The sequence below is a fragment of the Pseudomonas sp. PAMC25584 genome (genome assembly GCF_058135675.1).
Genome location: NZ_CM176870.1, coordinates 4,811,033 through 4,833,626 on the forward strand (window position 1 = coordinate 4,811,033; position 22,594 = coordinate 4,833,626).

23 protein-coding genes and 1 pseudogene are annotated in these 22,594 nt (G+C 59.2%); 12 read left to right on the top strand and 12 right to left on the bottom strand.

The window, feature by feature from the left end:
* The first annotated feature begins 136 nt into the window (after positions 1-136).
* The 6 genes and pseudogenes from gntR to ACS5Q8_RS22370 all read left to right on the top strand — a co-directional run bounded on the left by gntR (position 137) and on the right by ACS5Q8_RS22370 (position 4,250).
* Positions 137-1,168, top strand: coding sequence for an HTH-type transcriptional regulator GntR (gene gntR, locus ACS5Q8_RS22345; protein WP_443693931.1), 1,032 nt, complete (start codon positions 137-139; stop codon positions 1,166-1,168).
* Positions 1,169-1,196: 28 nt separating this feature from the next.
* Positions 1,197-1,283 (top strand): annotated as a pseudogene (locus ACS5Q8_RS22350) (DUF6124 family protein); the annotation flags it as partial.
* Positions 1,284-1,476: 193 nt separating this feature from the next.
* Positions 1,477-2,109, top strand: a complete 633-nt coding sequence (locus ACS5Q8_RS22355) for a glutathione S-transferase family protein (RefSeq protein WP_443693915.1) — start codon at positions 1,477-1,479, stop codon at positions 2,107-2,109.
* Positions 2,110-2,320: 211 nt separating this feature from the next.
* Positions 2,321-2,746, top strand: coding sequence for a hypothetical protein (locus ACS5Q8_RS22360; RefSeq protein ID WP_426103084.1), 426 nt, complete (start codon positions 2,321-2,323; stop codon positions 2,744-2,746).
* Positions 2,747-2,923: 177 nt separating this feature from the next.
* A complete protein-coding gene (locus tag ACS5Q8_RS22365) occupies positions 2,924-3,436 on the top strand; it encodes a hypothetical protein (protein WP_443693916.1) in 513 nt (170 codons plus the stop codon).
* 397 nt (positions 3,437-3,833) lie between these two features.
* On the top strand, positions 3,834-4,250 hold the full coding sequence (locus ACS5Q8_RS22370) for a GNAT family N-acetyltransferase (RefSeq protein WP_426103080.1): 417 nt from the start codon (positions 3,834-3,836) through the stop codon (positions 4,248-4,250).
* Between the two features lie 83 nt (positions 4,251-4,333).
* Here ACS5Q8_RS22370 and def read toward each other — a convergent pair whose 3' ends face one another.
* The 3 genes from def to ACS5Q8_RS22385 form a co-directional block, all read right to left on the bottom strand.
* On the bottom strand, positions 4,334-4,873 hold the full coding sequence (gene def, locus ACS5Q8_RS22375; protein ID WP_276194551.1) for a peptide deformylase: 540 nt from the start codon (positions 4,871-4,873) through the stop codon (positions 4,334-4,336).
* 3 nt (positions 4,874-4,876) lie between these two features.
* Positions 4,877-5,827: a YihY/virulence factor BrkB family protein gene (locus ACS5Q8_RS22380; protein ID WP_276194552.1), complete on the bottom strand. Its 951-nt coding sequence runs from the start codon at positions 5,825-5,827 to the stop codon at positions 4,877-4,879.
* 181 nt (positions 5,828-6,008) lie between these two features.
* Positions 6,009-6,194, bottom strand: a complete 186-nt coding sequence (locus ACS5Q8_RS22385; protein ID WP_276194553.1) for a CsbD family protein — start codon at positions 6,192-6,194, stop codon at positions 6,009-6,011.
* A 198-nt stretch (positions 6,195-6,392) separates the two neighbouring features.
* On the opposite strand from ACS5Q8_RS22385, the gene ACS5Q8_RS22390 reads away from it, so the two are divergent.
* Positions 6,393-6,770 carry a hypothetical protein gene (locus ACS5Q8_RS22390; protein ID WP_465159411.1) on the top strand — a complete coding sequence of 126 codons (378 nt, stop codon included), beginning with the start codon at positions 6,393-6,395 and terminating at the stop codon, positions 6,768-6,770.
* A gap of 164 nt (positions 6,771-6,934) precedes the next feature.
* On the opposite strand, the gene fadD1 is transcribed toward ACS5Q8_RS22390, so the two are convergent.
* Both fadD1 and fadD2 read right to left on the bottom strand, forming a co-directional pair.
* Positions 6,935-8,626 carry a long-chain-fatty-acid--CoA ligase FadD1 gene (gene fadD1, locus ACS5Q8_RS22395; RefSeq protein WP_443697794.1) on the bottom strand — a complete coding sequence of 564 codons (1,692 nt, stop codon included), beginning with the start codon at positions 8,624-8,626 and terminating at the stop codon, positions 6,935-6,937.
* A 384-nt stretch (positions 8,627-9,010) separates the two neighbouring features.
* Positions 9,011-10,699, bottom strand: coding sequence for a long-chain-fatty-acid--CoA ligase FadD2 (gene fadD2 / locus ACS5Q8_RS22400; protein ID WP_426103218.1), 1,689 nt, complete (start codon positions 10,697-10,699; stop codon positions 9,011-9,013).
* Positions 10,700-10,909: 210 nt separating this feature from the next.
* Between fadD2 and ACS5Q8_RS22405 the strand changes: the two genes are divergently transcribed.
* On the top strand, positions 10,910-11,854 hold the full coding sequence (locus ACS5Q8_RS22405; protein ID WP_276194557.1) for an alpha/beta hydrolase: 945 nt from the start codon (positions 10,910-10,912) through the stop codon (positions 11,852-11,854).
* 57 nt (positions 11,855-11,911) lie between these two features.
* On the top strand, positions 11,912-12,382 hold the full coding sequence (locus ACS5Q8_RS22410) for a MaoC family dehydratase (RefSeq protein ID WP_247407665.1): 471 nt from the start codon (positions 11,912-11,914) through the stop codon (positions 12,380-12,382).
* 54 nt (positions 12,383-12,436) lie between these two features.
* On the opposite strand, the gene ACS5Q8_RS22415 is transcribed toward ACS5Q8_RS22410, so the two are convergent.
* Complete coding sequence (locus ACS5Q8_RS22415) at positions 12,437-12,904, bottom strand: ferritin-like domain-containing protein (protein WP_247407664.1); 468 nt, start codon at positions 12,902-12,904, stop codon at positions 12,437-12,439.
* 207 nt (positions 12,905-13,111) lie between these two features.
* On the opposite strand from ACS5Q8_RS22415, the gene ACS5Q8_RS22420 reads away from it, so the two are divergent.
* Both ACS5Q8_RS22420 and ACS5Q8_RS22425 read left to right on the top strand, forming a co-directional pair.
* Positions 13,112-13,348: a DUF3820 family protein gene (locus ACS5Q8_RS22420; RefSeq protein ID WP_465159412.1), complete on the top strand. Its 237-nt coding sequence runs from the start codon at positions 13,112-13,114 to the stop codon at positions 13,346-13,348.
* Positions 13,349-13,359: 11 nt separating this feature from the next.
* A complete protein-coding gene (locus ACS5Q8_RS22425; RefSeq protein WP_276194566.1) occupies positions 13,360-14,535 on the top strand; it encodes an aminotransferase class V-fold PLP-dependent enzyme in 1,176 nt (391 codons plus the stop codon).
* Positions 14,536-14,992: 457 nt separating this feature from the next.
* Here the strand turns inward: ACS5Q8_RS22425 and ACS5Q8_RS22430 are convergent, their stop codons facing one another.
* From ACS5Q8_RS22430 to zwf, 3 genes are read right to left on the bottom strand one after another with little or no spacing between them, the layout of a single operon-like run.
* Positions 14,993-15,658, bottom strand: a complete 666-nt coding sequence (locus ACS5Q8_RS22430) for a bifunctional 4-hydroxy-2-oxoglutarate aldolase/2-dehydro-3-deoxy-phosphogluconate aldolase (protein WP_253398378.1) — start codon at positions 15,656-15,658, stop codon at positions 14,993-14,995.
* A 17-nt stretch (positions 15,659-15,675) separates the two neighbouring features.
* Positions 15,676-16,389, bottom strand: a complete 714-nt coding sequence (pgl, locus tag ACS5Q8_RS22435) for a 6-phosphogluconolactonase (RefSeq protein ID WP_426102859.1) — start codon at positions 16,387-16,389, stop codon at positions 15,676-15,678.
* Positions 16,376-17,842 (bottom strand): glucose-6-phosphate dehydrogenase, encoded by a 1,467-nt coding sequence (zwf, locus tag ACS5Q8_RS22440; RefSeq protein WP_247403276.1) that lies wholly within the window; start codon positions 17,840-17,842, stop codon positions 16,376-16,378. Before zwf ends, pgl begins: the two co-directional genes overlap by 14 nt.
* Before the next feature lie 219 nt (positions 17,843-18,061).
* Here zwf and ACS5Q8_RS22445 point away from each other — a divergent pair, with 219 nt between their 5' ends.
* Positions 18,062-18,922 (top strand): MurR/RpiR family transcriptional regulator, encoded by an 861-nt coding sequence (locus ACS5Q8_RS22445; RefSeq protein WP_253400433.1) that lies wholly within the window; start codon positions 18,062-18,064, stop codon positions 18,920-18,922.
* 131 nt (positions 18,923-19,053) lie between these two features.
* On the opposite strand, the gene ACS5Q8_RS22450 is transcribed toward ACS5Q8_RS22445, so the two are convergent.
* From ACS5Q8_RS22450 to ACS5Q8_RS22460, 3 genes are all read right to left on the bottom strand, one after another.
* Positions 19,054-19,899, bottom strand: coding sequence for a D-hexose-6-phosphate mutarotase (locus ACS5Q8_RS22450; protein WP_247403274.1), 846 nt, complete (start codon positions 19,897-19,899; stop codon positions 19,054-19,056).
* A gap of 103 nt (positions 19,900-20,002) precedes the next feature.
* Positions 20,003-21,349, bottom strand: a complete 1,347-nt coding sequence (locus ACS5Q8_RS22455; RefSeq protein ID WP_465159413.1) for a carbohydrate porin — start codon at positions 21,347-21,349, stop codon at positions 20,003-20,005.
* 84 nt (positions 21,350-21,433) lie between these two features.
* Positions 21,434-22,594 (bottom strand): ABC transporter ATP-binding protein, encoded by a 1,161-nt coding sequence (locus tag ACS5Q8_RS22460; protein ID WP_247403271.1) that lies wholly within the window; start codon positions 22,592-22,594, stop codon positions 21,434-21,436.

Sequence of the window (22,594 nt, forward strand, 5' to 3'; positions counted from 1 at the left end):
CTTGTCTTTTTTTATGGAGTGACGCGTGCATCCGCTCCAAGCATTTGAACCGGATCAGGCAACCCAGCGCTCTAGCATTTGCAGCCGTTTGGAGACAGCGCTACCTTAGTGCCTCGATTTTTGTTTGGCAAGCCGCCTGATGACCTCCAAGAACGATAAAAATACGCGCACCACGGGTCGTCCGACCCTCAATGAAGTCGCCCGCCTGGCCGGCGTCAGCCCGATTACCGCCTCCCGCGCCTTGCGTGGCATCAGCACCGTTGCCACCGAACTGGTGGAAAAAGTGCAACAGGCCGCCGCCGAACTGAACTACGTGGTCAACCCCGCCGCCCGCGCCCTGGCCTCGGCCCAGAGCCATTCGGTGGTGGTGCTGGTGCCGTCGCTGTCCAACCTGCTGTTTATCGAAACCCTCGAAGCCATCCATCAGGTGCTGCGGCCCAAGGGCTTTGAAGTACTGATCGGCAACTCCCACTATTCGCGCGACGAAGAAGAGACCTTGCTGCGCAACTACATGGCCTATCAGCCACGGGGTTTGCTGCTGACCGGGTTCGATCGCACCGAAAGCGCGCGACGGATGGTCGAGGCCAGTAACGTGCCGTGTGTGTACATGATGGATCTGGACCCCAACGCTGGCGTGAACTGTGTGGGCTTTTCGCAGTTGGCGGCGGGTGAGACAGCGGCAGCGCATTTGATCTCGCGGGGGCGCAAGCGCCTGGCGTATATCGGCGCGCAACTGGACCAACGCACCTTGCTGCGCGGCGAAGGCTTCCGGCGTGCGCTGCAACAGGCCGGGCTGTATGACCCGGCGCTGGAACTGTTGACGCCACGCCCCTCCTCCGTGGGCCTGGGCGGCGAATTGTTCCTGCAGTTGCTGGCGGCGCATCCGGATGTGGATGCGATCTTCTTCGGCAACGACGACCTGGCCCAGGGTGCGCTGCTCGAAGCCCTGCGTCATGGCATCAAAGTACCGGGGCGCGTGGCCGTGCTGGGCTTCAACGACCTGCCAGCGTCCTCGTTCATGGTGCCGCGCCTGAGCAGCATCAGCACCCCGCGCGAAGCCATTGGTCGGCGCGCGGCGGAGCATTTGCTGACGATCATGGCGGGTAACAAGATCGCCAAGCCGGTGGTGGATATGGGATTTGAGTTGCAGGTGCGGGAAAGTACGTAGGACGTTTGTAGGACGCGACTGGCATTGCGATGTTGCCTTGGCAATTCATCAGTTGAGGGAGCTCAGCGTATTGCTAGTGGGCAAAGCCATGGACCAACACACACCACGCGGCTAAAGCCCTGTTCGGTCAAAAATGTGGGAGGGGGCTTGCTCCCGATTGCAGCGTGACAGTCACCACATCTGGTGACTGATCCACCGCTATCGGGAGCAAGCCCCCTCCCACATTTTTTTACCCTGCCCGCTTGAAGCCATCGCCGTAGTGCCCGCCCCCTGCTAGATTGACTGTTCTCCACTGCCAGGGAAGCACCATGGGACACTCACTGAAAATCTTGGGTCGCGCTTCTTCCATCAACGTGCGCAAAGTGCTCTGGACCTGCCAGGAACTGGGCATCGACTACGTGCACGAAGACTGGGGCATCGGCTTCAAGCCGACCCAATCCGCCGAATTCCTTGCCCTGAACCCCAACGCCCAAGTGCCGGTGCTGATCGACGACCACGGAGTGCTGTGGGAATCCAACACCATTTGTCGTTACCTGGTGAACCTCTACCAACGCCACGACCTGCTGCCTCTCGACCCCGCACCCCGCGCCCGGGTCGAACAGTGGATGGACTGGCAAGCCACCGAGCTCAACCCGTCCTGGGGCTACGCCTTCCAGGCCCTGGTGCGCAACAGCCCCGAGCATCAAGACCCACAACGCATCAAAGCCGGCGTACAAGCCTGGAACGACAAGATGGGCCTGCTGGAACAACAGTTGGCAAAGACCGGCGCCTATGTGGCCGGCGACGAATTCACCCTGGCCGATATCCTCATCGGCCTCTCGGTTCATCGCTGGCAGATGACCCCCATGGAACGCCCGCTCTACCCGGCGGTTGCGGCGTATTACCAGCACCTCGGCCAGCACGCCGGCTTTAAGACCTTCGCCCTCGACGGTCATGATTGATCACAAAGACGGCAACGTGAAAGGACTCAACGCACAGCTCACAGGTGCCTGCGGCAGAATCGCAAGAGGTTTTTTCGAAACATCGAAAGACCGTCTGTCAGGAAAGTGCAGGGACCTGTCAGGTCTGACAGTAGCCTCGTTTCTCCTCTTCGCCTATTCATAAGCACACGCAATGTGCAACACATTGCCCCTTGAATATGGAGAAGCAACCATGGGTTCGGTACTGGGTGAAAACGATGCAATCTCTGGGGTAATAGCCGGATGGACGGTTCCCTTTAGCACAGACTTTGTAGCTCATTTGAATGGCGGGTCGGGCTTTAATTCAACAGTCGGGATCATGACCGACTTCGCCCTGCTTAAAATCAGCATTGACCAAAATATCAAGGAAGGCGAGACCTACGAGATTGGTGCAACGGCCAGTGAAGACCACAAGGTAAGGCTTGAATTTGACGACACGAGGTCAGGCGAACAGGGCACCTATTTGGCAACCAGCGGAAAATTCACCGTATTGCACCTGCAAGGCCGCGTCCTGAAGGCGTCCTTTCACTTCAAGGCCAAAACGGCGGCACGTCACCATCACCTGGAAATGGACTTCACGAGCGGGTCGCTCACCGTCGAGGACTTCAAACACGACTGAACGGCCCTGCCACCGGGAAGGTACTGCACAAGATGTGCCTGTCGACGGCAACGTTTGGCCGGCGCCAGAACAATGTTTGCCGCGAGTGCCATGCCAGCCCCCGTAAAACCGGGGCTGTGCACACGGCACGCTACTTGCTCTAGCTGACGCATCGAACATTTGCATAGGTGACCGATCATGCTGATTAACAACAACACTCAAGCCTTGTCGACCGTCGAAAAGCTCAAGCGCCCCGACATGGACCCCGCCAACGCTGCCGCCAGCACGCTGTACAGCGGTGCCCTGCAAACGGCGCAGCAAAGTGTGAGCGTACCCGCCGCGCAGACCCAACTGGACAAGGCCGCCGACCGCATCGACGAAGCCTTCGCCAAGACCCGCGTACAGTTGCAGGCCTCAACGGCCGCCACCCCGGCGACCACGGATGTGCCCGCAGCCGGTTCTACCACGAGCGCCGCGCGCGCAGACTTCACCGATTACATGAGCAAAACCCCGGCCGAACGCATTCGCGAACAACTGCTCAAGGAGCAGGGTTTGACCGAAGCAGAAGTGCAGACAATGCCGCAGGAAAAACAGGATGCGATCACCAAGCAAGTGGCCGATCGTCTGAAACAACAGCAAGAACAGCAAGTAGCCGCGAAGACGGCAGAGCCGCAGGTGCAGGCGGTGAAAGAAACCCTGGCCGCGATCTAAGCGATACGGCCAATCGGGCTATTCGGTCGCGCAGTAAAACCGTGCGCCAGGACGTTGATTTCCCGGCATGGGGTGCCATCACGGTAGTTGGGCGTCGGCAGCATAGAGCAGGTGTGTCCTGCTCTGTGCGGTGAGGCGGGAACAGCTTGCAGATCGTAGGCTTCTACACGTTTAACTCAGTGACCGAACAGCCCTGTCTCGGATTTCTTGGTTTTCTTGTCCGCGCGTTTTTCATCGGCGGTCTTTGCCGGTTTCTTCTTCGCGGCTTTCTTTGAATCCATACCTTTGGCCATGATGCATGCTCCACTTACAGGGGATGTAACATTGGGTATACCACCTATTGCCGCGCAGAAGGCGCTTATAATCCCCGACCCTTGATAACGCCTGCCTGAATACCATGCCCGACTTGCACCTCGAACCGCTGGCAGAGCCCCTGTGGCCGCTGCTGAACAAGTTTTACCGCCAGCACAATTCGCCAATGAAGGCACTCAAGGGCGGACGTCTGTGGGTGGCGCGGGACCGCGAGATTGTTGCCGGCTTGTGCCTGACGCCCGTGGTGGGCGGGCAATGGCTGACCGGGGTGTTTGTCGACCCGGCCTATCGCGGCCAGGGGCTGGCGGCGCGCTTGATTCTTCAGGCGGCGGCCGATCGGGAGGGTTCAGTCTGGCTGCTGTGCCATCCCGACCTGGAAGGTGTGTATGGGCGCATGGGGTTTACTCAGGACACGGTGCTGCCCCAATCCCTCAGCGAACGGCTGGTGCGCTACAAGCGCAACAAGCCGATGATCGCGATGGGGTTGGCACGAGGCGTGTAACCGCCCAGGAGAGTGGGTGACAGCCCCGTCGCAATCGTGCTGGCTGACCAACCCCACCATTGGGCTTGTATCGTGCCAGGAAGCTAGTCGTCGGCATTCGGGTCCATGTCGGGGAACATCACCTCGATAAACCCGAACTTGCTGAAGTCGCTAATCCGCGACGGGTACAAGCGGCCGATCAGGTGATCGCACTCGTGCTGCACCACCCGCGCATGGAAACCATCGGCAATACGTATGATCGGCTCGCCCTTGGGGTCGAAGCCTTCGTAGCGGATCTGCTGGTAACGGTCCACCGCGCCGCGCAGGCCGGGCACGGACAGACAGCCTTCGAAGCCCTCTTCCATGATCGGACTGAGCGGTGTGATCAGCGGGTTGATCAGGATTGTCTGTGCCACAGCCGGGGCATCCGGGTAGCGTTCGCTGCTCTCGAAACCAAAGATCACCAGTTGCAGGTCAACGCCGATCTGCGGTGCGGCCAGGCCGACACCGCCGACGTGTTCCATGGTCTGGAACATGTCATCGATCAATTGCCACAGCTCGGGGCTGTCGAACATTTCCGGCGGGACCGGCGGGGCGATACGCAGTAGGCGCTCGTCGCCCATTTTCAGGATTTCATGGATCATCGATCAGACTTCGTCGGGAGTGGGCTTGGAATGGTCCCGGCCAAGGCCGGAGACGTGCTTTTTTTCACCTGAGCGGGTGTTTTCATCAAATGTCTTTTCCCCTGGCTCCTTGCCTTCGGCCGACATGTGCTCAATCACGGCATTCATCTCCGCCCCCAGCAACAGCACGGCGGCGGAAATATAGAAGTACAGGAGCAAAACAATGATCGCACCGATGCTGCCATACATGGCGTTGTAGTCGGCGAAGGTTTTGACGTAGTAGCCAAAGCCCAGGGACGCGACGATCCACACCACCACCGCCAGCACCGAGCCTGGGGTGATGAAGCGGAATTTCTGCTGCACGTCAGGCATCACGTAGTACATGAGGGCCACAGCGAACATCAGCAGGATCACAATCAGCGGCCAACGCAGGATGGTCCACAGTGTGACCACGAACTCCTGCATGCCGATCTGCCCTGCCAGCCATTCCATGACCTGCGGGCCGAGCACCATCAGCGCGGCGGCGGCGAGCAACATGCCGGCGATGCCGACGGTGTAGAAAACCGACAGCGGGAAACGCTTCCAGATCGGCCGCCCTTCGACCACGTCGTAGGCGGCGTTCATCGCGCTCATCATCAGGCGCACACCGGCCGACGCGGTCCACAGGGCAATCACGATACCCACCGAGAGCAGGCCGCCCTTGGACTGCTGCAACTGGTCGATCACCGGGTTGACCTGCTCCAGGGCCTGGGGCGGCAACACCAATTCCGACTGCAGGCGCAGCCAGGTGAAGAAGTCCGGCAAATGCAGGAAACCGATCAACGCAATGAGGAACAGCAGGAACGGAAACAAGGAAAACAGCATCTGGTAGGCCAGCGCCGAGGCGTAGGTGGACATCTCGTCGTTGACGAACTCCGTCACCGTGCGCGCCAGCACTTTGTGCAGCTTGAGACCATCGAGTACCGGAAAAATCATAGCGTCTCCTTTCGCCGCAAAAAGATCAGGTTCATGGGCGACTCAGGGGCCGTTTTCTACATCAAGGTAGCCTATTTGGCGACCTTGAAACAATTTCGAAAGATTAACCGCTTCAGGTGACACAAAAACGGCCATCCGTGGATGGCCGTCGGGCGGGATGAACCCAGCCAGCGATCGAGGATCACTTGATCGCTTTCTTCACCGCATCCTTGGTATCGCCTACGGCTTTCTGCACTTCACCTTTTTTTTCCTGGACCACACCTTCAGCGCGCAGCTTGTCGTTGCCGGTCACTTTGCCAACACCTTGCTTGATGTTGCCGACAGCTTCGTTCGCGACGCCTTTTACCTTATCCGATGTGCTGCTCATGGTATTTCTCCTGGAACAATCGAGGGGTTTTGGTCATTACGTAGAGATTGACCCGAGGCTGTTCGGCAGAGTTTCAATTATTTTGCGCACGCATTTCATCGCCGGCAGCAGGTTTGGCTTTATGTTTTGCGGCCAACCCACGAGAATGCGCGGCACATTCAGGCTACGACGCTGAATAACAGATCCCGTAGGAAGGTTATGAAACTCAATAAAGCACAGGCCATCGCCCGCAGAAACCAGGAACTGGGCGGTGCCGTACTCGGCGTCAACAACTGCCACTTCACCGACCTGGACCGCAAACGCAACATCTGGTGGTTCGACCTGCCGGTGGCGCGGATCGCAGTGGGCCAGTACGAGTGGATTCACTTGTTGCTGCACAACGCCGAGACTGACCAGTTGCTGCACTTGAAGGTGCCGACGGTGTTCCTGCGTGAAAAGCTCGAAGGCCTGGTGGTGCGCAATGCCGGCAAGCGCAAGCCGGAAATCACGCTGGAACTGAGCGCAGACAAGGACTCGTTCCTCAAGGATGTGCGCCCAGCCGGTGCGGGCGTCAGCTTCGTGCAGCTTGTCCTCTAAGCACTGTATTTCAAATGTGGGAGGGGGCTTGCTCCCGATTGCAGAGTGAACAGCCACTACATCTGGTGACTGATCCACCGCTATCGGGGGCAAGCCCCCTCCCATACTGGATTGCATTCCAATCCAGGCATTAAAAAACCCCGCATTGGCGGGGTTTTTTTGGGTTACTTTTTCAGGCCCAGCTTCTTCAGCTCTTCATCGCGCAACTCTCGACGCAGGATCTTACCCACGTTGGTGATCGGCAAGAGATCACGGAATTCAACGGCCTTGGGCACTTTATAGCCGGTGACGTTAGCGCGCATATGCTCCATCACCTGGTCCTTGGTCAGGGTGGCACCTGGCTTGACCACGATGAAGATCTTGATGTGCTCCCCGGACTTCTCGTCCGGCACGCCGATGGCAGCGCATTGCAGCACGCCCGGCAGGGTCGCCAGCACGTCTTCCAGTTCGTTGGGGTAAACGTTGAAACCGGAGACCAGAATCATGTCTTTCTTGCGGTCGACAATGCGCATGTAGCCGTCCGGCTGGATGATCGCAATGTCACCGGTCTTCAACCAACCTTCGCTGTCGAGGATCTCGGCGGTGGCATCTTCGCGCTGCCAGTAGCCCTTCATCACCTGCGGGCCTTTGACGCACAGCTCGCCGACCTCACCCAGGGCCAGCTCGACGCCGTCATCGGTGATGATTTTGCACAGGGTCGACGGCACCGGGATGCCGATGGTGCCGATCTGGATCTTCTGGATCGGGTTGACCGTCGCCACCGGGCTGGTCTCGGTCATGCCGTAGCCTTCGCAGATGTCGCAGCCGGTCACGGCTTTCCAACGCTCGGCCGCCGCCAGTTGCAGGGCCATACCGCCTGACAGGGTGACTTTCAGCCCAGAGAAGTCCAGCTTGCGAAAACCTTCGTTATTGCACAGCGCCACGAACAGCGTGTTCAGGCCGACAAAGCCGCTGAACTTCCACTTCGACAGTTCCTTGACCATCGCCGGCAGGTCACGCGGGTTGCTGATCAGGATGTTGTGGTTGCCGATCAGCATCATCGCCATGCAATGAAAGGTGAACGCATAGATGTGGTACAGCGGCAGCGGGGTGATCAGTATCTCGCAGCCTTCGTTGAGGTTGGAGCCCATCAGCGCCTTGCACTGCAGCATGTTGGCCACCAGGTTACGGTGGGTCAGCATCGCCCCCTTGGCCACGCCGGTGGTGCCGCCGGTGTATTGCAGCACCGCCACGTCGCTGCTGGCCGGGCTGACGTCATTGACCGGTTGGCCGTGCCCCTTGGCCAGCACGGCGTTGAACTTGATCGACTTGGGCAAGTGATAGGCCGGGACCATTTTCTTCACGTACTTGATGACGCTGTTGATCAGCAAGCGCTTGAGCGGCGGCAGCAGGTCGGCGACTTCGGTGACGATCACGTGTTTGACGGCGGTCTTGGGCACGACTTTTTCAGCCAGATGCGCCATGTTGGCCAGGCAGACTAGGGCCTTCGCCCCGGAGTCATTGAATTGGTGTTCCATTTCCCGCGCGGTGTACAGCGGGTTGGTGTTGACCACGATCAGGCCGGCACGGATGGCACCGAACACAGCGACCGGGTATTGCAGGACGTTGGGCAGTTGCACGGCGATTCGATCGCCAGGCTTCAAATCGGTATGCTGTTGCAGGTACGCAGCGAAAGCGCCGGACAATTCATACAACTCACCGTAGGTGATTGTCTTGCCCAGGTTGCTGAAAGCCGGTTTGTTGGCGAAGCGCTGGCAGGACTGTTTCAGTACCGCCTGAATATTTGGATACTCGTCTGGATTGATGTCTGCAGCAATCCCGGCGGGGTACTTATCCTTCCAAAAGTCTACGTTCATGGAAGCCCACTCCTCAGCGACGCGAATTCATCATCGCATTTGATGCGATTATTATTGGTGTGTGTTTTTTAGGTGAGTCTGGCGCGTTTAAGCAGGCCGAGAGGTCACGAAGCGCGCCGAGAGTAGCAGCTTTGCCAAGGGCCGACTAGAGCCAAAAGAGGCCCCTACAGTCATAAACATGACTCATGAATAACCAATAGTCATTTTTAGAGCAAAAATTCTATAAGCAAAGAAATGGCTCTAGAACAAGGCTTAACGGGATAAACGCAGACAAATGTGGGAGGGGACTTGCTCCCGATGGCAGTGAATCAGCCAACACATTTGGTGACTGATCTCCTGCCATCGGGAGCAAGCCCCCTCCCACATTATTGACTGCCTTTCAAATCAGGCGATGTCGCGCAGCTCGCGCCGCAGGATCTTGCCCACCGGCGTCATCGGCAACGACTCACGCAACACGATGTGCTTGGGCACTTTGTACCCCGTGAAGTTGGTCTTGCAGTAGCTCTTCAACTCCTCAAGGCTCACGCCTTCGGCGCGCGCCACCACAAACAGCTTCACCGCCTCCCCCGTGCGTTCATCCGGTACGCCGATCACCGCGCAATTAGCCACCGCAGGGTGAGCCATCACCACGTCTTCAATCTCGTTGGGGTACACGTTGAAACCCGAGACGATGATCAGGTCCTTCTTGCGATCCACGATGCGTATAAATCCATCCTCGTCTATCACGGCAATATCACCGGTCTTGAGCCACCCCTCGGCGTCCAGTGCCTCGGCGGTGGCGGCCGGTTGCTGCCAGTAGCCCTTCATCACCTGCGGGCCCTTGATGCACAACTCGCCGCGCTCGCCCAGGGGCAACTCGACGCCGTCGTCATCGATCACCTTCATCGCCGTACCCGGCACAGGGATGCCCACGGTGCCCAGGCGTGACTTGTTGCCATACGGGTTGGTGCTGGCCACCGGCGACGTTTCCGTCAGGCCATACCCTTCGCCAATCGCGCAGCCGGTGAGCTGCTCCCAACGTTCGGCGGTGGCCTTGATCAGCGCCGTACCACCGGAGTTGGTGAGTTTGAGATGGGAGAAGTCCAGGCTCTTGAAGTCGGGGTGGTCCATCAACGCCACAAACAACGTGTTGAGCCCGAGCAAGCCGGTGAAGCGCCAGTTTTTCAGTTCCTTGATAAAACCCGCGATGTCCCGCGGGTTGGTGATCAACACGTTGTGGTTGCCGGAGACCATCATGCACATGCAATTCGCGGTGAATGCATAGATGTGGTAAAGCGGCAGCGGCGCGATCATCACTTCCTGGCCTTCCTTGATCAGCGGGTGGCCATCCTCGCCGGTCTGCGACATGCAGGCACGCACCTGCTGCATGTTCGCCACCAGGTTGCCGTGGGTGAGCATCGCGCCCTTGGCCAAGCCGGTGGTGCCGCCGGTGTATTGCAGCACGGCGATGTCATCGAGGGTCACCGGGTGGCGCGTCACGCCCTGCCCTGCGCCCATGCGCAAGGCGCGCTTGAACGACACCGCACGCGGCAAGTGATAGGCCGGGACCATCTTCTTCACTTTGTCGACAAGGGTGTTGACCAGCCAGCCTTTGGCTGCCGGCATGAAGTCGCCCATCTTCGCTTCGATCAGGTAGTCGATCTCGGTGTCGGTGCAGACTTCCTGCACCCGTGAACCGAACAGGTTGAGGTAGACCAGGGCACGAATGCCGGCGTCCTTGAACTGGTGTCGCATCTCACGCGGGGTGTACAGCGGGTTGGTGTTGACCACGATCAGCCCCGCACGCAGCGCACCAAACACGGCAATCGGGTAATGCAGCACGTTGGGCATCTGCACCGCAATGCGATCGCCCGGCTTGAGGTCGGTGTGCTGCTGCAGGTAACCGGCGAACGCCGCACTCTGGCGCTCAAGCTCGGCGTAGGTCAGGGTGACGCCCATGCTGCTGAACGCCGGACGGTCGGCAAAGGCCTTGCAGGAACGCTCGAAGACTTCGATCACCGACTTGTAGGCGCTCAGATCGATCTCGTTGGGAACGCCCGCCGCGCGTTTGTCATTCCAGAAATCAGGTTGCATTATTCTTGTCCTCTTACCTGAATGTGCCCAGCCGCTTTTCTGCTGCTATAAAAAGCGGAGCTTCGGGGACGTTAGCAGCTATGGCCAAACAGGCAAATACAGGAAAGAGCGTCATTAATTGCGTGAATCTTCCTACAAGGGTCTGTACTGATCAGACGGCTGTCCGAGGATGAGCTATACACTGCAACGACCCTGAGCAAAGGAAGCGCCATGAACCACACCACTTTCTGGCTGACCGCGAACGACCACAGCCGCCTGTACGTCAATCAATGGCTGCCGGAAGCGCCGCCGAAGGCGTTGATCATGGTGTCCCATGGCATGGCCGAGCACGGCGGGCGCTATGTGCGCCTGGCCGAAGCGTTGTGCGGGGCGGGCTACGGTGTGTTTGCCCTGGACCAGCGTGGCCATGGCCGCACCGCCGACGAGGGCACCCTGGGCCTGTTCGCCGAGCAGGACGGTTGGAACAAGGTGGTGGGCGACCTGGCCAGCCTCAACCAGCACATCGGCCAGCAACTGCCGGGAGTGCCGATCATTTTGCTGGGCCACAGCATGGGCAGCTATATCGCCCAGGCCTACCTGCTGCACCACAGCGCCAGCCTGCATGGGGCGGTTCTCAGCGGTTCGAATTTCCAGCCGGTGGCGCTGTACCGCGCCGCGCGGCTGATCACCCGTGCCGAACGCCTGCGCCAGGGCTTACGCGGCCGCAGTGCGCTGATTGAGTGCCTGTCGTTCGGCTCGTTCAACCAAGCGTTCAAGCCCAACCGCACGGCTTTCGACTGGCTCAGCCGTGACCCGGATGAAGTCGACCGCTACCTCCACGACCCGCTCTGCGGGTTCCGCTGCACCAACCAACTGTGGTTCGACCTGCTGGGTGGCTTGCAGCAAATCAGCAAAGCGTCCAATCTCGCGCAGATCGATCCGGGCTTGCCGATCCTGGTGATCGGCGGCGAATGTGATCCGGTGAGTGAAGGCAAGCGTCTTAAAAGCCTGGCCCATGCCCTGCGTGAGGCCGGCTGCCAGAACCTGCAACTGAATATCTACCCGCAGGCGCGTCACGAAGTGTTCAACGAAACCAACCGCGACGAAGTCACCGCGGATGTGCTGACGTGGCTCGACCAAGCCCTGACCTTACGCAGGCCGGCTCGCTGCGAATAATTTTTCGTTTAAAATCAGCCAATTAAATTATCGATTAGCCACAGGATGCACGTTTAGATGACCCAGGTAACCAACACCCCTTACGAAGCCCTCGAAGTCGGCCAGACCGCCAGCTACAGCAAGACCGTCGAAGAGCGCGATATTCAGTTGTTCGCCGCCATGTCCGGCGACCACAACCCCCTGCACCTGGATGCCGAATTTGCCAAGGCGACCATGTTCAAGGAGCGAATTGCCCACGGCATGTTCAGCGGCGCCCTGATCAGTGCGGCTGTTGCCTGTGAGCTGCCTGGGCCGGGCACGATCTATATCGGCCAGCAGATGAGCTTCCAGAAGCCGGTGAAAATCGGCGACACCCTGACCGTGCGTCTGGAAATCCTCGAGAAGCTGCCGAAGTTCCGCGTGCGTATCGCCACCCGCGTGTTCAACCAGCGCGATGAACTGGTGGTGGATGGCGAGGCGGAGATCCTCGCGCCACGCAAGCAACTGGTCGTGACGTTGACCGAGCTGCCGGCCATCACCATCGGCTGATCAGCTCCCATAAAAAATCCCCGCATCGGCGGGGATTTTTTATTCAGCGACGACTCACGACTGAGCGCGAGCCTGGTTACGCAGGGCTTTGACCTGATCGTGATTGCGTTGCACGCCGTGGTACTGACGCTCAACCAGGTCACGGATACCCAGCAGGTTGTGCTTGTTGATCTTCTCGATCGCTTCTTTGTAAGCCTTGAGTGCGTGATCTTCACCGCGCTCGGCTTCGTTCAATACAGCCTCTTCGTCTTTACCGGTCACCATCGACTTCACATCGACCCAGCCACGGTGCAGGGCGCCGGCAACGCTGCCGGAATTTTCCGGATCGCCACCCAGGGCACGCACGGCGGTTTTCAGCTCGGCCACAGCGGTTGTGCAGTCTGCGGAGCGCTTGGCAAACAGCGCTTTGAGTTCTGGATGTTTGATGTCGTCAGCGCACTCTTTAAAACCTTTTTGACCGTCAATGCTGGTTTCGATCAGGTCGTTCAGTACCGAGATGGACTCTTTATTGATATCAGTCATTTTTCAATTCCTTATGCCGGTTGAGAAAGGTTGTCTGAATGATTGCAGCGGCCGTGCCAGGTTTTAAAAAACGACTTTCTCTTTTAATTTCAATATCTTAAAAATATTTGAACGTTCTGTATGTGCGTTATTTGCATGATCTGTCATTTGGCCTTCATGCAGAATGCCTGTATTTTCCAAGACCTCGATGCCAACGCCTGAGCCGTCATGAATCCCGAAAAACTCGAACTGCTGATCACCCGCGAAATGCCCTTCGGCAAATACAAGGGACGGATCATCGCCGACCTGCCTGGCCCCTACCTGAACTGGTTCGCCCGTGAAGGTTTCCCCCACGGCGAGCTGGGCGGGTTGCTGGCATTGATGCAGGAAATCGACCACAACGGCCTGTCCGAACTGCTGGAACCGCTGCGCGCCAAGCACGGCAAACCCGCGCCTAGCCATTAGGAACCCACGCCATGCCATGGAATGCAGCCAACGAACCCCACTGGCAGGCCATCGCCGACCACTACGAACTGGAGCCGGGCCCGATCAACCTGGAAAATGGCTACTTCGGGCGCATGAGCCGCGCGGTGCAAGCGCAGTACCTTGAGCACGTCGCGTTTATCAACCGCAGTAACGCGGTGCATGTGCGTCAGCGTTTCGAGCAAGGCGAAAACGTCGAGATCCGCCGCCAACTGGCCGAGCTGATCGACGCCGACCCCGAGTCGGTCGCCTTCACCCGCAACGCCACCGAAGCCTTGCAGTCGCTGATCCGCAACTACAACTGCCTGCAGCCGGGCGACCAAGTGCTGATCAGCGACTTGGAGTACGACACGGTCAAGGGCGCCATGCGCTGGTTGGCCAGCTACAGAGGGGTGGAAGTGATCGAAATTTCCCATACCCACCCGGCCAGTTTCGACAGCTTGCTGCAAAGCTATCGCGATGCTTTCACCCAATATCCCCGCCTGAAACTGATGGCGTTGACCTACGTGACCCACCGCACCGGCCTGGTCATGCCGGTCGCGGCCATTGCCAAAGCGGCGCGCGAACACGCTGTCGATGTGATCCTCGACGGCGCCCACGCCCTCGGCCAGATCGAGTTCAACCTCGCCGAGCTGGGTATCGCATTCGCCGGCTTCAACCTGCACAAATGGATCGGCGCGCCGCTGACTCTGGGCTTTCTTTACATAGCCACCGAACGCCTGGCTGACATCGACCCGGACATGGGTGAGTTCCACTACCCTGCCACCGACGTGCGCGCCCGCACGCCGTACAGCACGCCGAACTTCCCGGCGCTGATGACCTTGCCACTGGTATTTGAAGAACACCGCGCATTGGGCGGAGCGGCGGCCAAAGGCGCACGGATGAATTACCTGCGGGATCTGTGGGTGCGCCAGGTGCGGCCATTACCGGGAATTGAAGTGCTGACCTCGGATGACCCGCGATTGTATTGCGGGATCACGGCGTTCACGTTCATCGGGCGCGATCAGCAAGTGATGGCAGACCGACTGCTCAGGGACTACAACCTGTTCACCACCACTCGAGTGGGCGCGTCGTTTGGCACCTGTATCCGGGTGACGCCGGGCTTGGTGACGTCCGCGGCGGACATCGATGTACTGGCCAGCGCCATCACCGCACTGAGCACGGACTAAAAATGTGGGAGGGGGCTTGCCGCCGATAGCAGAGTGACAGTCAGCGAAAATATTGGCTGATAGACCGCTATCGGGGGCAAGCCCCCTCCCACACTTGGATGTGTGTTGGGTTCAAGGTTTTGCGCAGGCAAAAAAAACGCCACGCCGGCCAAGCGCACCGTAAAGCATCCGGGTGACGCTGGGGCGGGGACATCAACCGCAGACATCCATGTACTGATCAACGCCATCACCGCACTCAACACGGACTAAAAAATGTGGGAGGGGGCTTGCCCCCGATAGCAGAGTGACAGTCAGCGAAAATATTGGCTGATAGACCGCTATCGGGGGCAAGCCCCCTCCCACATTTGGACGTGTGTGTTGGGTTCAGCTTTCCTGCAGGCAAAAAAAAGCGGCACACCGACCAAGTGCACCGCAAAAAATGCCGTTAAGCACAGCAACAACGATTCGATAAATCAGTTCAGTCCAGCAGTGCCAGCGCCTCAGCGGTGACTTCCTGGATACGCGCCCAGTCGCCGTTCTTGACCCACTCGGGGTCGAGCATCCAGCTACCGCCCACGCACATCACGTTTTTCAACGCCATGTAGCTCTTGATATTGGCCGGGCTAACGCCGCCGGTCGGGCAGAATTTCACTTCGCCAAACGGGCCGCCCAGGGCTTTGATGGCTGCGACGCCACCGCTGACTTCCGCCGGGAACAGCTTGAAGCGGCGATAACCCAGGCCATAGCCTTCCATGATCCCGGAGGCGTTGCTGATACCCGGCAGCAGCGGGATCGGGCTGTGTACCGAGGCTTCAAGCAGGTCGCGGGTAATGCCGGGGGTGACAATAAATTGCGAGCCGGCAACGGTGGCCGCTTCGAGCATATGGCGATCGAGCACGGTGCCAGCGCCGGTACACAACTCCGGACGCTGCTCGCGCAGGACCTGAATGGCCTTGAGGCCGAACTCGGAACGCAGGGTCACTTCCAACGCGGTCAAACCACCGGCTGCCAGGGCGTCGGCCAGCGGCAAGATGTCCTGTTCGCGGGCGATGGTGATCACTGGCAGTATCCGCGCCTTGGCGCAGAGACTGTCGATCAGGGCAACTTTATCCGCCATGGACACGGTCGATTGAGGGCTTTTCATCGCGGCTGATCCTTGGCTCATGGGCACCAGTAAATCTCTAATGTAGGTTGCAAAAACGCGCGAATCGGCATGGCAGCAACGTCGTCACTGGCCAGCGCGGCGCTCAAGGTGGTCAATTTCGAACTGCCGGAGATCGACAGTACGGTGTAATTCGCCGTGGCCAGCAGCGCGCGACTCATGGTCAGGCGCTGGCGCGGCACGGTCGGCGCCAGCATCGGCCAGCAACGGCGGGTACCGTCGGCCTGCAGGGCCTCGCTCAGGTTCGGGCTGTTGGGAAACAGCGACGCGGTGTGGCCGTCGTCGCCCATCCCCAGTACCAGCACATCAATAGCCGGCAGTTCGGCCAGCAGGCGATCGGCCTGCTCGGCGGCGTCTTCAAGATTGGCAGCGGCGCTGTACAGGCTGAGGAATTTGGCCTTGGCTGCCGGACCTTGCAACAGGTATTTCTTCAACAGGCCGGCATTGCTGTCGGCGTGTTCCACCGGCACCCAGCGCTCGTCGGCCAGGCTGATGGTGACCTTGGACCAGTCCAGGCCCTGCTTGGCCAGGTTCTGGAAAAACGCCACGGGGCTGCGGCCACCGGACACCACCAGGGTCGCTTCGCCACGAGCACTGATGGCCGCGCGCAGTTGCTCGGCCACGTCATTGGCCAGGCCATCCGCCAGCAACGCAGGCGAACGGTACTCATGGGCAGTGACGCCCTGAGGCAGTTTCAATTCAGATATCGCCATACCACGACCTCCCATCCCGCGTGATCAGTGCAATGGAGCTCATCGGCCCCCAGGAACCCGCCGCATACGGCTTGGGCGCATCACCGGATTTTTTCCACCCGGCGATCAACTGGTCACACCACTTCCACGCGGCTTCGATTTCATCTTTGCGAACAAACAGGTTCTGATTGCCGCGCATCACTTCCAGCAACAACCGCTCGTAGGCATCGGGAATCCGTGCGCTGCGATAGGTGTCGGAAAAATTCAGTTGCAGTGGCCCGCTGCGCAGTTGCATGCCCTTGTCCAGGCCCTGCTCCTTGGTCATCACGCGCAAGGAAATACCTTCGTCCGGTTGCAGGCGGATGATCAGTTTGTTGCTGATCTGCAGGCGCTGCTCGGGGGCGAAGATGTAGTGGGACGGTTCCTTGAAGTGGATGACGATCTGCGACAATTTTTGCGGCATGCGCTTGCCGGTGCGCAGGTAGAACGGCACGCCGGCCCAGCGCCAGTTGCGGATATCGGCACGCAGGGCGACGAAGGTTTCGGTATCGCTCTGAGTGTTGGAATTCTCTTCTTCCAGGTAACCCGGCACCGGCTTGCCGGCGCTGTAGCCGGCGATGTACTGGCCGCGTACCACTTGGGTGGTCAGGCCATCCGGGCTGATCGGCGCCAGGGCCTTGAGCACCTTGACCTTCTCGTCACGGATGCTGTCGGCGGACAGGTCGGCCGGCGGGTCCATGGCGATCAGGCAAAGCAGTTGCAGCAGGTGATTCTGGATCATGTCCCGCAGTTGCCCGGCCTTGTCGAAGTAACCCCAGCGGCCTTCGATGCCGACCTGCTCGGCCACGGTGATTTCCACGTGGGAAATGTAGTTCTGGTTCCACTGGGTCTCGAACAGGCTGTTGGCGAAACGCAGGGCGATCAGGTTCTGGACGGTTTCTTTGCCCAGGTAATGGTCGATGCGGTACGTGCGGTTTTCCGGAAAAAACTGCGCGACGGCGTCGTTGACCTTGCGCGAAGATTCCAGGTCCGAGCCGATGGGTTTTTCCAGCACCACGCGGGTATTGTCCGCCAGGCCGACCTTGGACAGGTTTTCGCAGATCGCCCCGTACACCGCCGCAGGCGTGGCGAAGTAGGCGATCAGGCGTTGCGCGGTGCCGGCTTTTTCAGCCAGGACCACGTAGTCATCCGCATTCATGAAATCGACGTGAACATACGTCAGGCGCGCCAGGAAACGCTGGGCGATAGCCTCGTCCAGTTCCTTGCCGACGTAGTTGCGCAGTTCTGTTTCAATATGCGCCAGGTGCTGTTGCTCGGAACCGGCTTCACGGGCCAGGGCCAGGATGCGCGTGTCGTCGTGCAAGAGCCCGGCGCCATCGAGTTGATAGAGGGCAGGAAATAACTTGCGCAGCGCCAGATCACCCAACGCGCCAAACAGGGCAAAGGTGCAGGGTTCTACGGTTATCGAAGGCATGATGTTTGTTCTTTTATCAAGTTAAGCTACAAATACCTTTTTTCAAGGCATCACTCAAGGAAAAATGTAGTAATAACCACAACATTTTCCCGAAATACGCATTCCGAGTGGTGGTGTTCAGCTACCCTCAGTAGGATAGGCCACCGCAAAGAGCCACTCGTCGATTGATGACCGCCCTTTATTTGCATCGTCGCCCCAAGGAAAGACTGTATGGACCGCGTGCGAAATCTTCTGGAACAGATCCGGAACCGCCTCGAAGAATTGAACAAGGCTGAGAAAAAAGTCGCCGAGGTCATCCTGCTCAACCCACAGCAGGCGACCCGCTTCTCGATCGCAGCCCTCGCCCAAGCCGCCTCGGTCAGTGAACCGACGGTCAACCGTTTCTGCCGCTCGTTTGGTGTCAGCGGTTACCCTGAACTTAAATTGCAGCTGGCGCAAAGCCTGGCCAGCGGTGCGGCGTATGTCAGTCGCGCAGTGGAGGCCGATGATAACCCCGAGGCCTACACCCAGAAGATCTTCGGCAGCGCCATTGCCTCTTTGGACAGCGCCTGCCAGGCCCTCGACCCGAACCTGATCAGCAAGGCCGTGGACCTGTTGATCCAGGCGCGCCAGATCCACTTCTTCGGCCTCGGCGCGTCGGCACCGGTGGCCATGGATGCGTTGCACAAGTTTTTCCGCTTCAACCTGTCGGTGACTGCCCATGCCGACGTGCTGATGCAACGCATGATTGCCTCGGTGGCCCACACCGGCGAGCTGTTCGTGATCATCTCCTACACCGGGCGTACCCGCGAACTGGTGGAAGTGGCGCGTATCGCCCGGGAAAACGGCGCATCGGTGCTGGGCGTGACCGCCGAGAACTCACCGCTGGCCAAGGTCAGCACCGTGAGCCTGAACATTCCGCTGCCGGAAGACACCGACATCTATATGCCGATGACCTCGCGGATCATCCAGCTGACGGTGCTGGATGTACTGGCAACCGGCATGACGTTGCGCCGTGGCGTGGATTTCCAGCCGCATCTGCGCAAGATCAAAGAGAGCTTGAATGACAGCCGGTATCCGGTTGGAGATGAGTTCAACTGAGGCAGACAATGCCTCCAGCAGTCCCGGCCTCTACGCGAGCAAGCCCACTCCCACATTTTGACGAGTCCTACCTTGGAATGCGGTTCAAATGTGGGAGCGGGCTTGCTCGCGAAGACGGTATAGCAACAGCGCTAAACCCCAGCCCGGGCCTGCAAACTCAAATGCGCCCTCTCCCCCGGCGCCAGGCTGGCCCCGGCCATTGCCGACTCCACGCACACAAACCCCGACGCCTCATTAAAACTGACGCCCAACAGCGGCCGACTGCCCGGGTGCCACACCACGGTGTCGGCGCTGTCGCCGGTGTCGATGCACAATTCGCGCTGCCAGGCGTGGTCCTTGAGCTGTAACTCGCCCTCATGCTGGAACACCCGCTGGCACCCGCCCTCCACGCGCAGTTCGCCTTCCTGCTGGCAAGCCTGGCGATTGAGCTGGTCATACCCTTGCGCCCCGTCGAGCCCAGACAGCGCTATCTCACCGACATTGCCAATACGCCAGTAAGCGTGCAAAGCATGGCTCAGTTGGCACGGCAGTTCATCCTGATGCTCGGTACTCAAGCGCAGTTCCAGGGTTTCGCCCAGGTGCGCGTGCAAGTCCACCTGCCAGTCGCACAACTGCAACTGCCAGTGCAGGCGCACGCCGTCATCGTCGGTGCTGCTGTCGAGCAGTTTCCAGTCGATCAGCCGCGCCCAACCATGGGACGGCCACGCATTTTCGCTGGGATGCCGGCCATACCACGGCCAGCACACCGGCACGCCGCCACGAATAGCGCCGACTTGCGGCCACTTGGCCGCGCACCACAACCAGGGTTTCTGCCCTCGAGGCTGAAAATGCAGCAATTGCGCGCCCTGGCGGCTGAATACCGCCTGGCACAGCGGATGGTCGATCACCAACACGTCACGCACCTGGAAGCGCTCCCAGGCGAATACCGGACGCTCGCGCAGGGACTTGAAAAAGCGTTGCAGTGGATGCTCATGCATGTGCCACGGTCCTGAATATCTTCACAGTGCAACCCAAAAAAAAGCGGATAGCCATGGCTATCCGCAAAATGCGCACAGAGAGGAAGAGCTTATCGCAACCGCGTTAGAACACCGACTGAATTTTCAGACCGGCGACCAAGGCGTTGTCGACTTTATCCACGCCGCCCGGATGAGTGACGTATTGCAGGTTGGGACGCACGGTCAGCCAGTTGGTGACGTGGAAGCCGTAGTTGATTTCGTAGTTGTATTCGGTGCTGCGCAGTGGCGCGTAACCGGCTTGGCTGTAATCGGTGAAACCGCCAGCCTCGTTCGCCAACTCAGCGTTTTTGCGCACGTCATCGTTGACGTGCAGACGAGCGGCACCAATCCCCACATCATCTTTTGGACGCGCATCGAAAGGCCCTTTGTACACCAACATAATCGACTGGTAGTTATCGACGGTGTTGGTTTCCTTGTCGTGGAACGTGGCGTTGGCCGCGATATTCAGGCCGCGGGAAGCGTCGCCGTTATGGGTAGTGAGTTGCTGCTGCGCAACGAACCAGTAGCCTTTTTTGCTGCTGTGGGTGCGGTAAGCTGCGCCAGTGGTGGCCGCATCGTTACCGTTGACGTCTTCACGTACATCGGCAGCATCGGCGGCGCTTTTGTAGTAACCCACACGGTATTCGCCCGGCAGGTTATTGACCTTCGGCGACCAGACCAATTCCACCGGAATCACGGTGCCCTTGGTGCCACTGCCGCTGAGTTTGAAGCCGTTGCCGTGCTCCAACTGCGACGGGTTCTGATTGTATGCACCGATCTGCGCATACAGCTCAGGCGTGATGTTGTACTTCACGCGGATAGCGGCCTGGGCGACCGGCCAGTTGTACCAGGTGTTCACATAGTTACCGACCTGGGAGCCGCAGAACGACAGGTTCTGGAAGTCGCACGGGAAGGTGTTGAAGTCTTCGCCTTCACCGAAGTAACCGAGCTTCACGTCCAGCTTGTTGTCGAACATCTGGTGCTGAATCCAGAACTGGGTCAGACGCACCATGTGGCCACGACCGTACACTTCTTGAGATGAGCTCAAGGTGCCGGCACGAGGATCACCGATACGGTCGTTGGAGATGTTCTGGCCATTACGGTTGGTCAACTGGATCTTCGCCTGGGTGTTATCCCAGCCCCACAGTTTTTGCAGGTCCAGTGCCACGCCCAGACCGAACTGGTCAGCGTAACGCGCCGTTTTGTCGTTGTTGTAGCCGCCGTGCAGGTTGCCACCGACTTCCCCAACGTAGTCAGCCTTGATGTCGATACCTTGCTCGATCAGCTTGGTTCGCTCGCCGCCCCAATCGCCGGTCATCCACTTGGAATCGGCGCTGAACGCATCGGCCGCCATCGCATTGGCGGACAAGACCAGGGCTGCCGCTGCTGACAGTTGGCAGATCAGCCGAGTGTTGTTGTGTTGCTTTTTCATCCCTACATCCTCGTCTTTATTGTTATTAAACTGTTTTTATCTAACGCGGTTCACTTTTTCTTTCAAAAACAACAGCTTATATTTTCATCGACCCTTGAACTGAGCCACGTTGTCGGCACGGTCCTGGGTGGGCAAAGACGCGGCAGTGCCCAGGCGCTCGCCGGTGTTGGCGTCGAACAGCAGCACCTTGGCCGGATCGAATTGCAGGGTCAGGGTCTCGCCCACCTGCGGTGCCAGATCGGGCGCCAGGCGGCAGCAGACCTTGGTGTCATTGAGCTGCACGAACACCAGGGTGTCCGGGCCGGTCGGCTCGGTGACCTGGACTTCGGCACGAATGCTCGACGAACCGTTGCCCTCACCCGTCGCCAGCACGATTTGCTCCGGGCGCAGGCCGAGGATCACGTCACGGTCTTCAAGGCCGGCATTGCTCATGCTCAGCGGCAGCTCGCAACGGGCCTGGCCGCTGTCGAGCAGGGCCACCAGGCGACCATCCTTGCGTTGCAGGCGCAGGGGGATGAAGTTCATCGGCGGCGAACCGATAAAACTCGCCACAAACAGGTTGGCCGGGTCGTTGTAGATCTCTTTCGGCGTGCCGAACTGCTGGATGATGCCGTCCTTCATCACCGCCACTTTGTCACCCAGGGTCATCGCTTCGATCTGGTCGTGGGTGACGTAGACGGTGGTGGTTTTCAGACGCTGGTGCATCAGTTTCATTTCGGTACGCATCTCGACGCGCAGCTTGGCATCGAGGTTGGACAGCGGTTCGTCGAACAGGTAGATCTTCGGCCGACGCGCCAGGGCGCGGCCCATGGCCACCCGTTGTTGCTGACCGCCGGAGAGTTGGCCCGGTTTGCGGTTGAGCAAGTGTTCGATCTGCAACAGCTTGGCCACCCGCGCCACTTCGGCGTCGATATCGGCTTGAGGCATCTTGCGAATCTTCAGGCCGAACTCGATGTTTTCACGCACGCTCATGGTCGGGTACAGCGCGTAGGACTGGAACACCATGGCGATGTCGCGATCCTTAGGGCTCATGCCGCTGACGTCCTGGTCGCCGATCATGATCGCGCCACCGGTGATGGTCTCAAGGCCCGCGATGCAGTTCATCAGCGTGGACTTGCCGCACCCCGACGGGCCGACCAGGATCAGGAACTCGCCTTCCTTGATCGACAGCTCGATGTTCTTCAAGGTGTCGGGCAGGCCGGCGCCATAGGTCTTGTTTACATTGCGAAGTTCAAGCGTAGCCAT

Bases quoted from the DNA above. Each gene is read 5' to 3' on its own strand.
- ACS5Q8_RS22420 (WP_465159412.1), top strand. From the start codon at position 13,112: ATGAATCCCGAAAAACTCGAACTGCTGATCACCCGCGAAATGCCCTTC.
- ACS5Q8_RS22385 (WP_276194553.1), bottom strand. From the start codon at position 6,194: ATGAGCAGCACATCGGATAAGGTAAAAGGCGTCGCGAACGAAGCTGTC.
- ACS5Q8_RS22365 (WP_443693916.1), top strand. From the start codon at position 2,924: ATGCTGATTAACAACAACACTCAAGCCTTGTCGACCGTCGAAAAGCTC.
- ACS5Q8_RS22380 (WP_276194552.1), bottom strand. From the start codon at position 5,827: ATGATTTTTCCGGTACTCGATGGTCTCAAGCTGCACAAAGTGCTGGCG.
- fadD2 (WP_426103218.1), bottom strand. From the start codon at position 10,699: ATGCAACCTGATTTCTGGAATGACAAACGCGCGGCGGGCGTTCCCAAC.
- ACS5Q8_RS22415 (WP_247407664.1), bottom strand. From the start codon at position 12,904: ATGACTGATATCAATAAAGAGTCCATCTCGGTACTGAACGACCTGATC.
- ACS5Q8_RS22425 (WP_276194566.1), top strand. From the start codon at position 13,360: ATGCCATGGAATGCAGCCAACGAACCCCACTGGCAGGCCATCGCCGAC.
- ACS5Q8_RS22360 (WP_426103084.1), top strand. From the start codon at position 2,321: ATGGGTTCGGTACTGGGTGAAAACGATGCAATCTCTGGGGTAATAGCC.
- ACS5Q8_RS22430 (WP_253398378.1), bottom strand. From the start codon at position 15,658: ATGAAAAGCCCTCAATCGACCGTGTCCATGGCGGATAAAGTTGCCCTG.
- ACS5Q8_RS22390 (WP_465159411.1), top strand. From the start codon at position 6,393: ATGAAACTCAATAAAGCACAGGCCATCGCCCGCAGAAACCAGGAACTG.
- ACS5Q8_RS22355 (WP_443693915.1), top strand. From the start codon at position 1,477: ATGGGACACTCACTGAAAATCTTGGGTCGCGCTTCTTCCATCAACGTG.
- fadD1 (WP_443697794.1), bottom strand. From the start codon at position 8,626: ATGAACGTAGACTTTTGGAAGGATAAGTACCCCGCCGGGATTGCTGCA.
- pgl (WP_426102859.1), bottom strand. From the start codon at position 16,389: ATGGCGATATCTGAATTGAAACTGCCTCAGGGCGTCACTGCCCATGAG.
- ACS5Q8_RS22450 (WP_247403274.1), bottom strand. From the start codon at position 19,899: ATGCATGAGCATCCACTGCAACGCTTTTTCAAGTCCCTGCGCGAGCGT.
- def (WP_276194551.1), bottom strand. From the start codon at position 4,873: ATGATCCATGAAATCCTGAAAATGGGCGACGAGCGCCTACTGCGTATC.
- ACS5Q8_RS22460 (WP_247403271.1), bottom strand. From the start codon at position 22,594: ATGGCTACGCTTGAACTTCGCAATGTAAACAAGACCTATGGCGCCGGC.
- ACS5Q8_RS22410 (WP_247407665.1), top strand. From the start codon at position 11,912: ATGACCCAGGTAACCAACACCCCTTACGAAGCCCTCGAAGTCGGCCAG.
- ACS5Q8_RS22455 (WP_465159413.1), bottom strand. From the start codon at position 21,349: ATGAAAAAGCAACACAACAACACTCGGCTGATCTGCCAACTGTCAGCA.
- zwf (WP_247403276.1), bottom strand. From the start codon at position 17,842: ATGCCTTCGATAACCGTAGAACCCTGCACCTTTGCCCTGTTTGGCGCG.
- ACS5Q8_RS22370 (WP_426103080.1), top strand. From the start codon at position 3,834: ATGCCCGACTTGCACCTCGAACCGCTGGCAGAGCCCCTGTGGCCGCTG.
- ACS5Q8_RS22405 (WP_276194557.1), top strand. From the start codon at position 10,910: ATGAACCACACCACTTTCTGGCTGACCGCGAACGACCACAGCCGCCTG.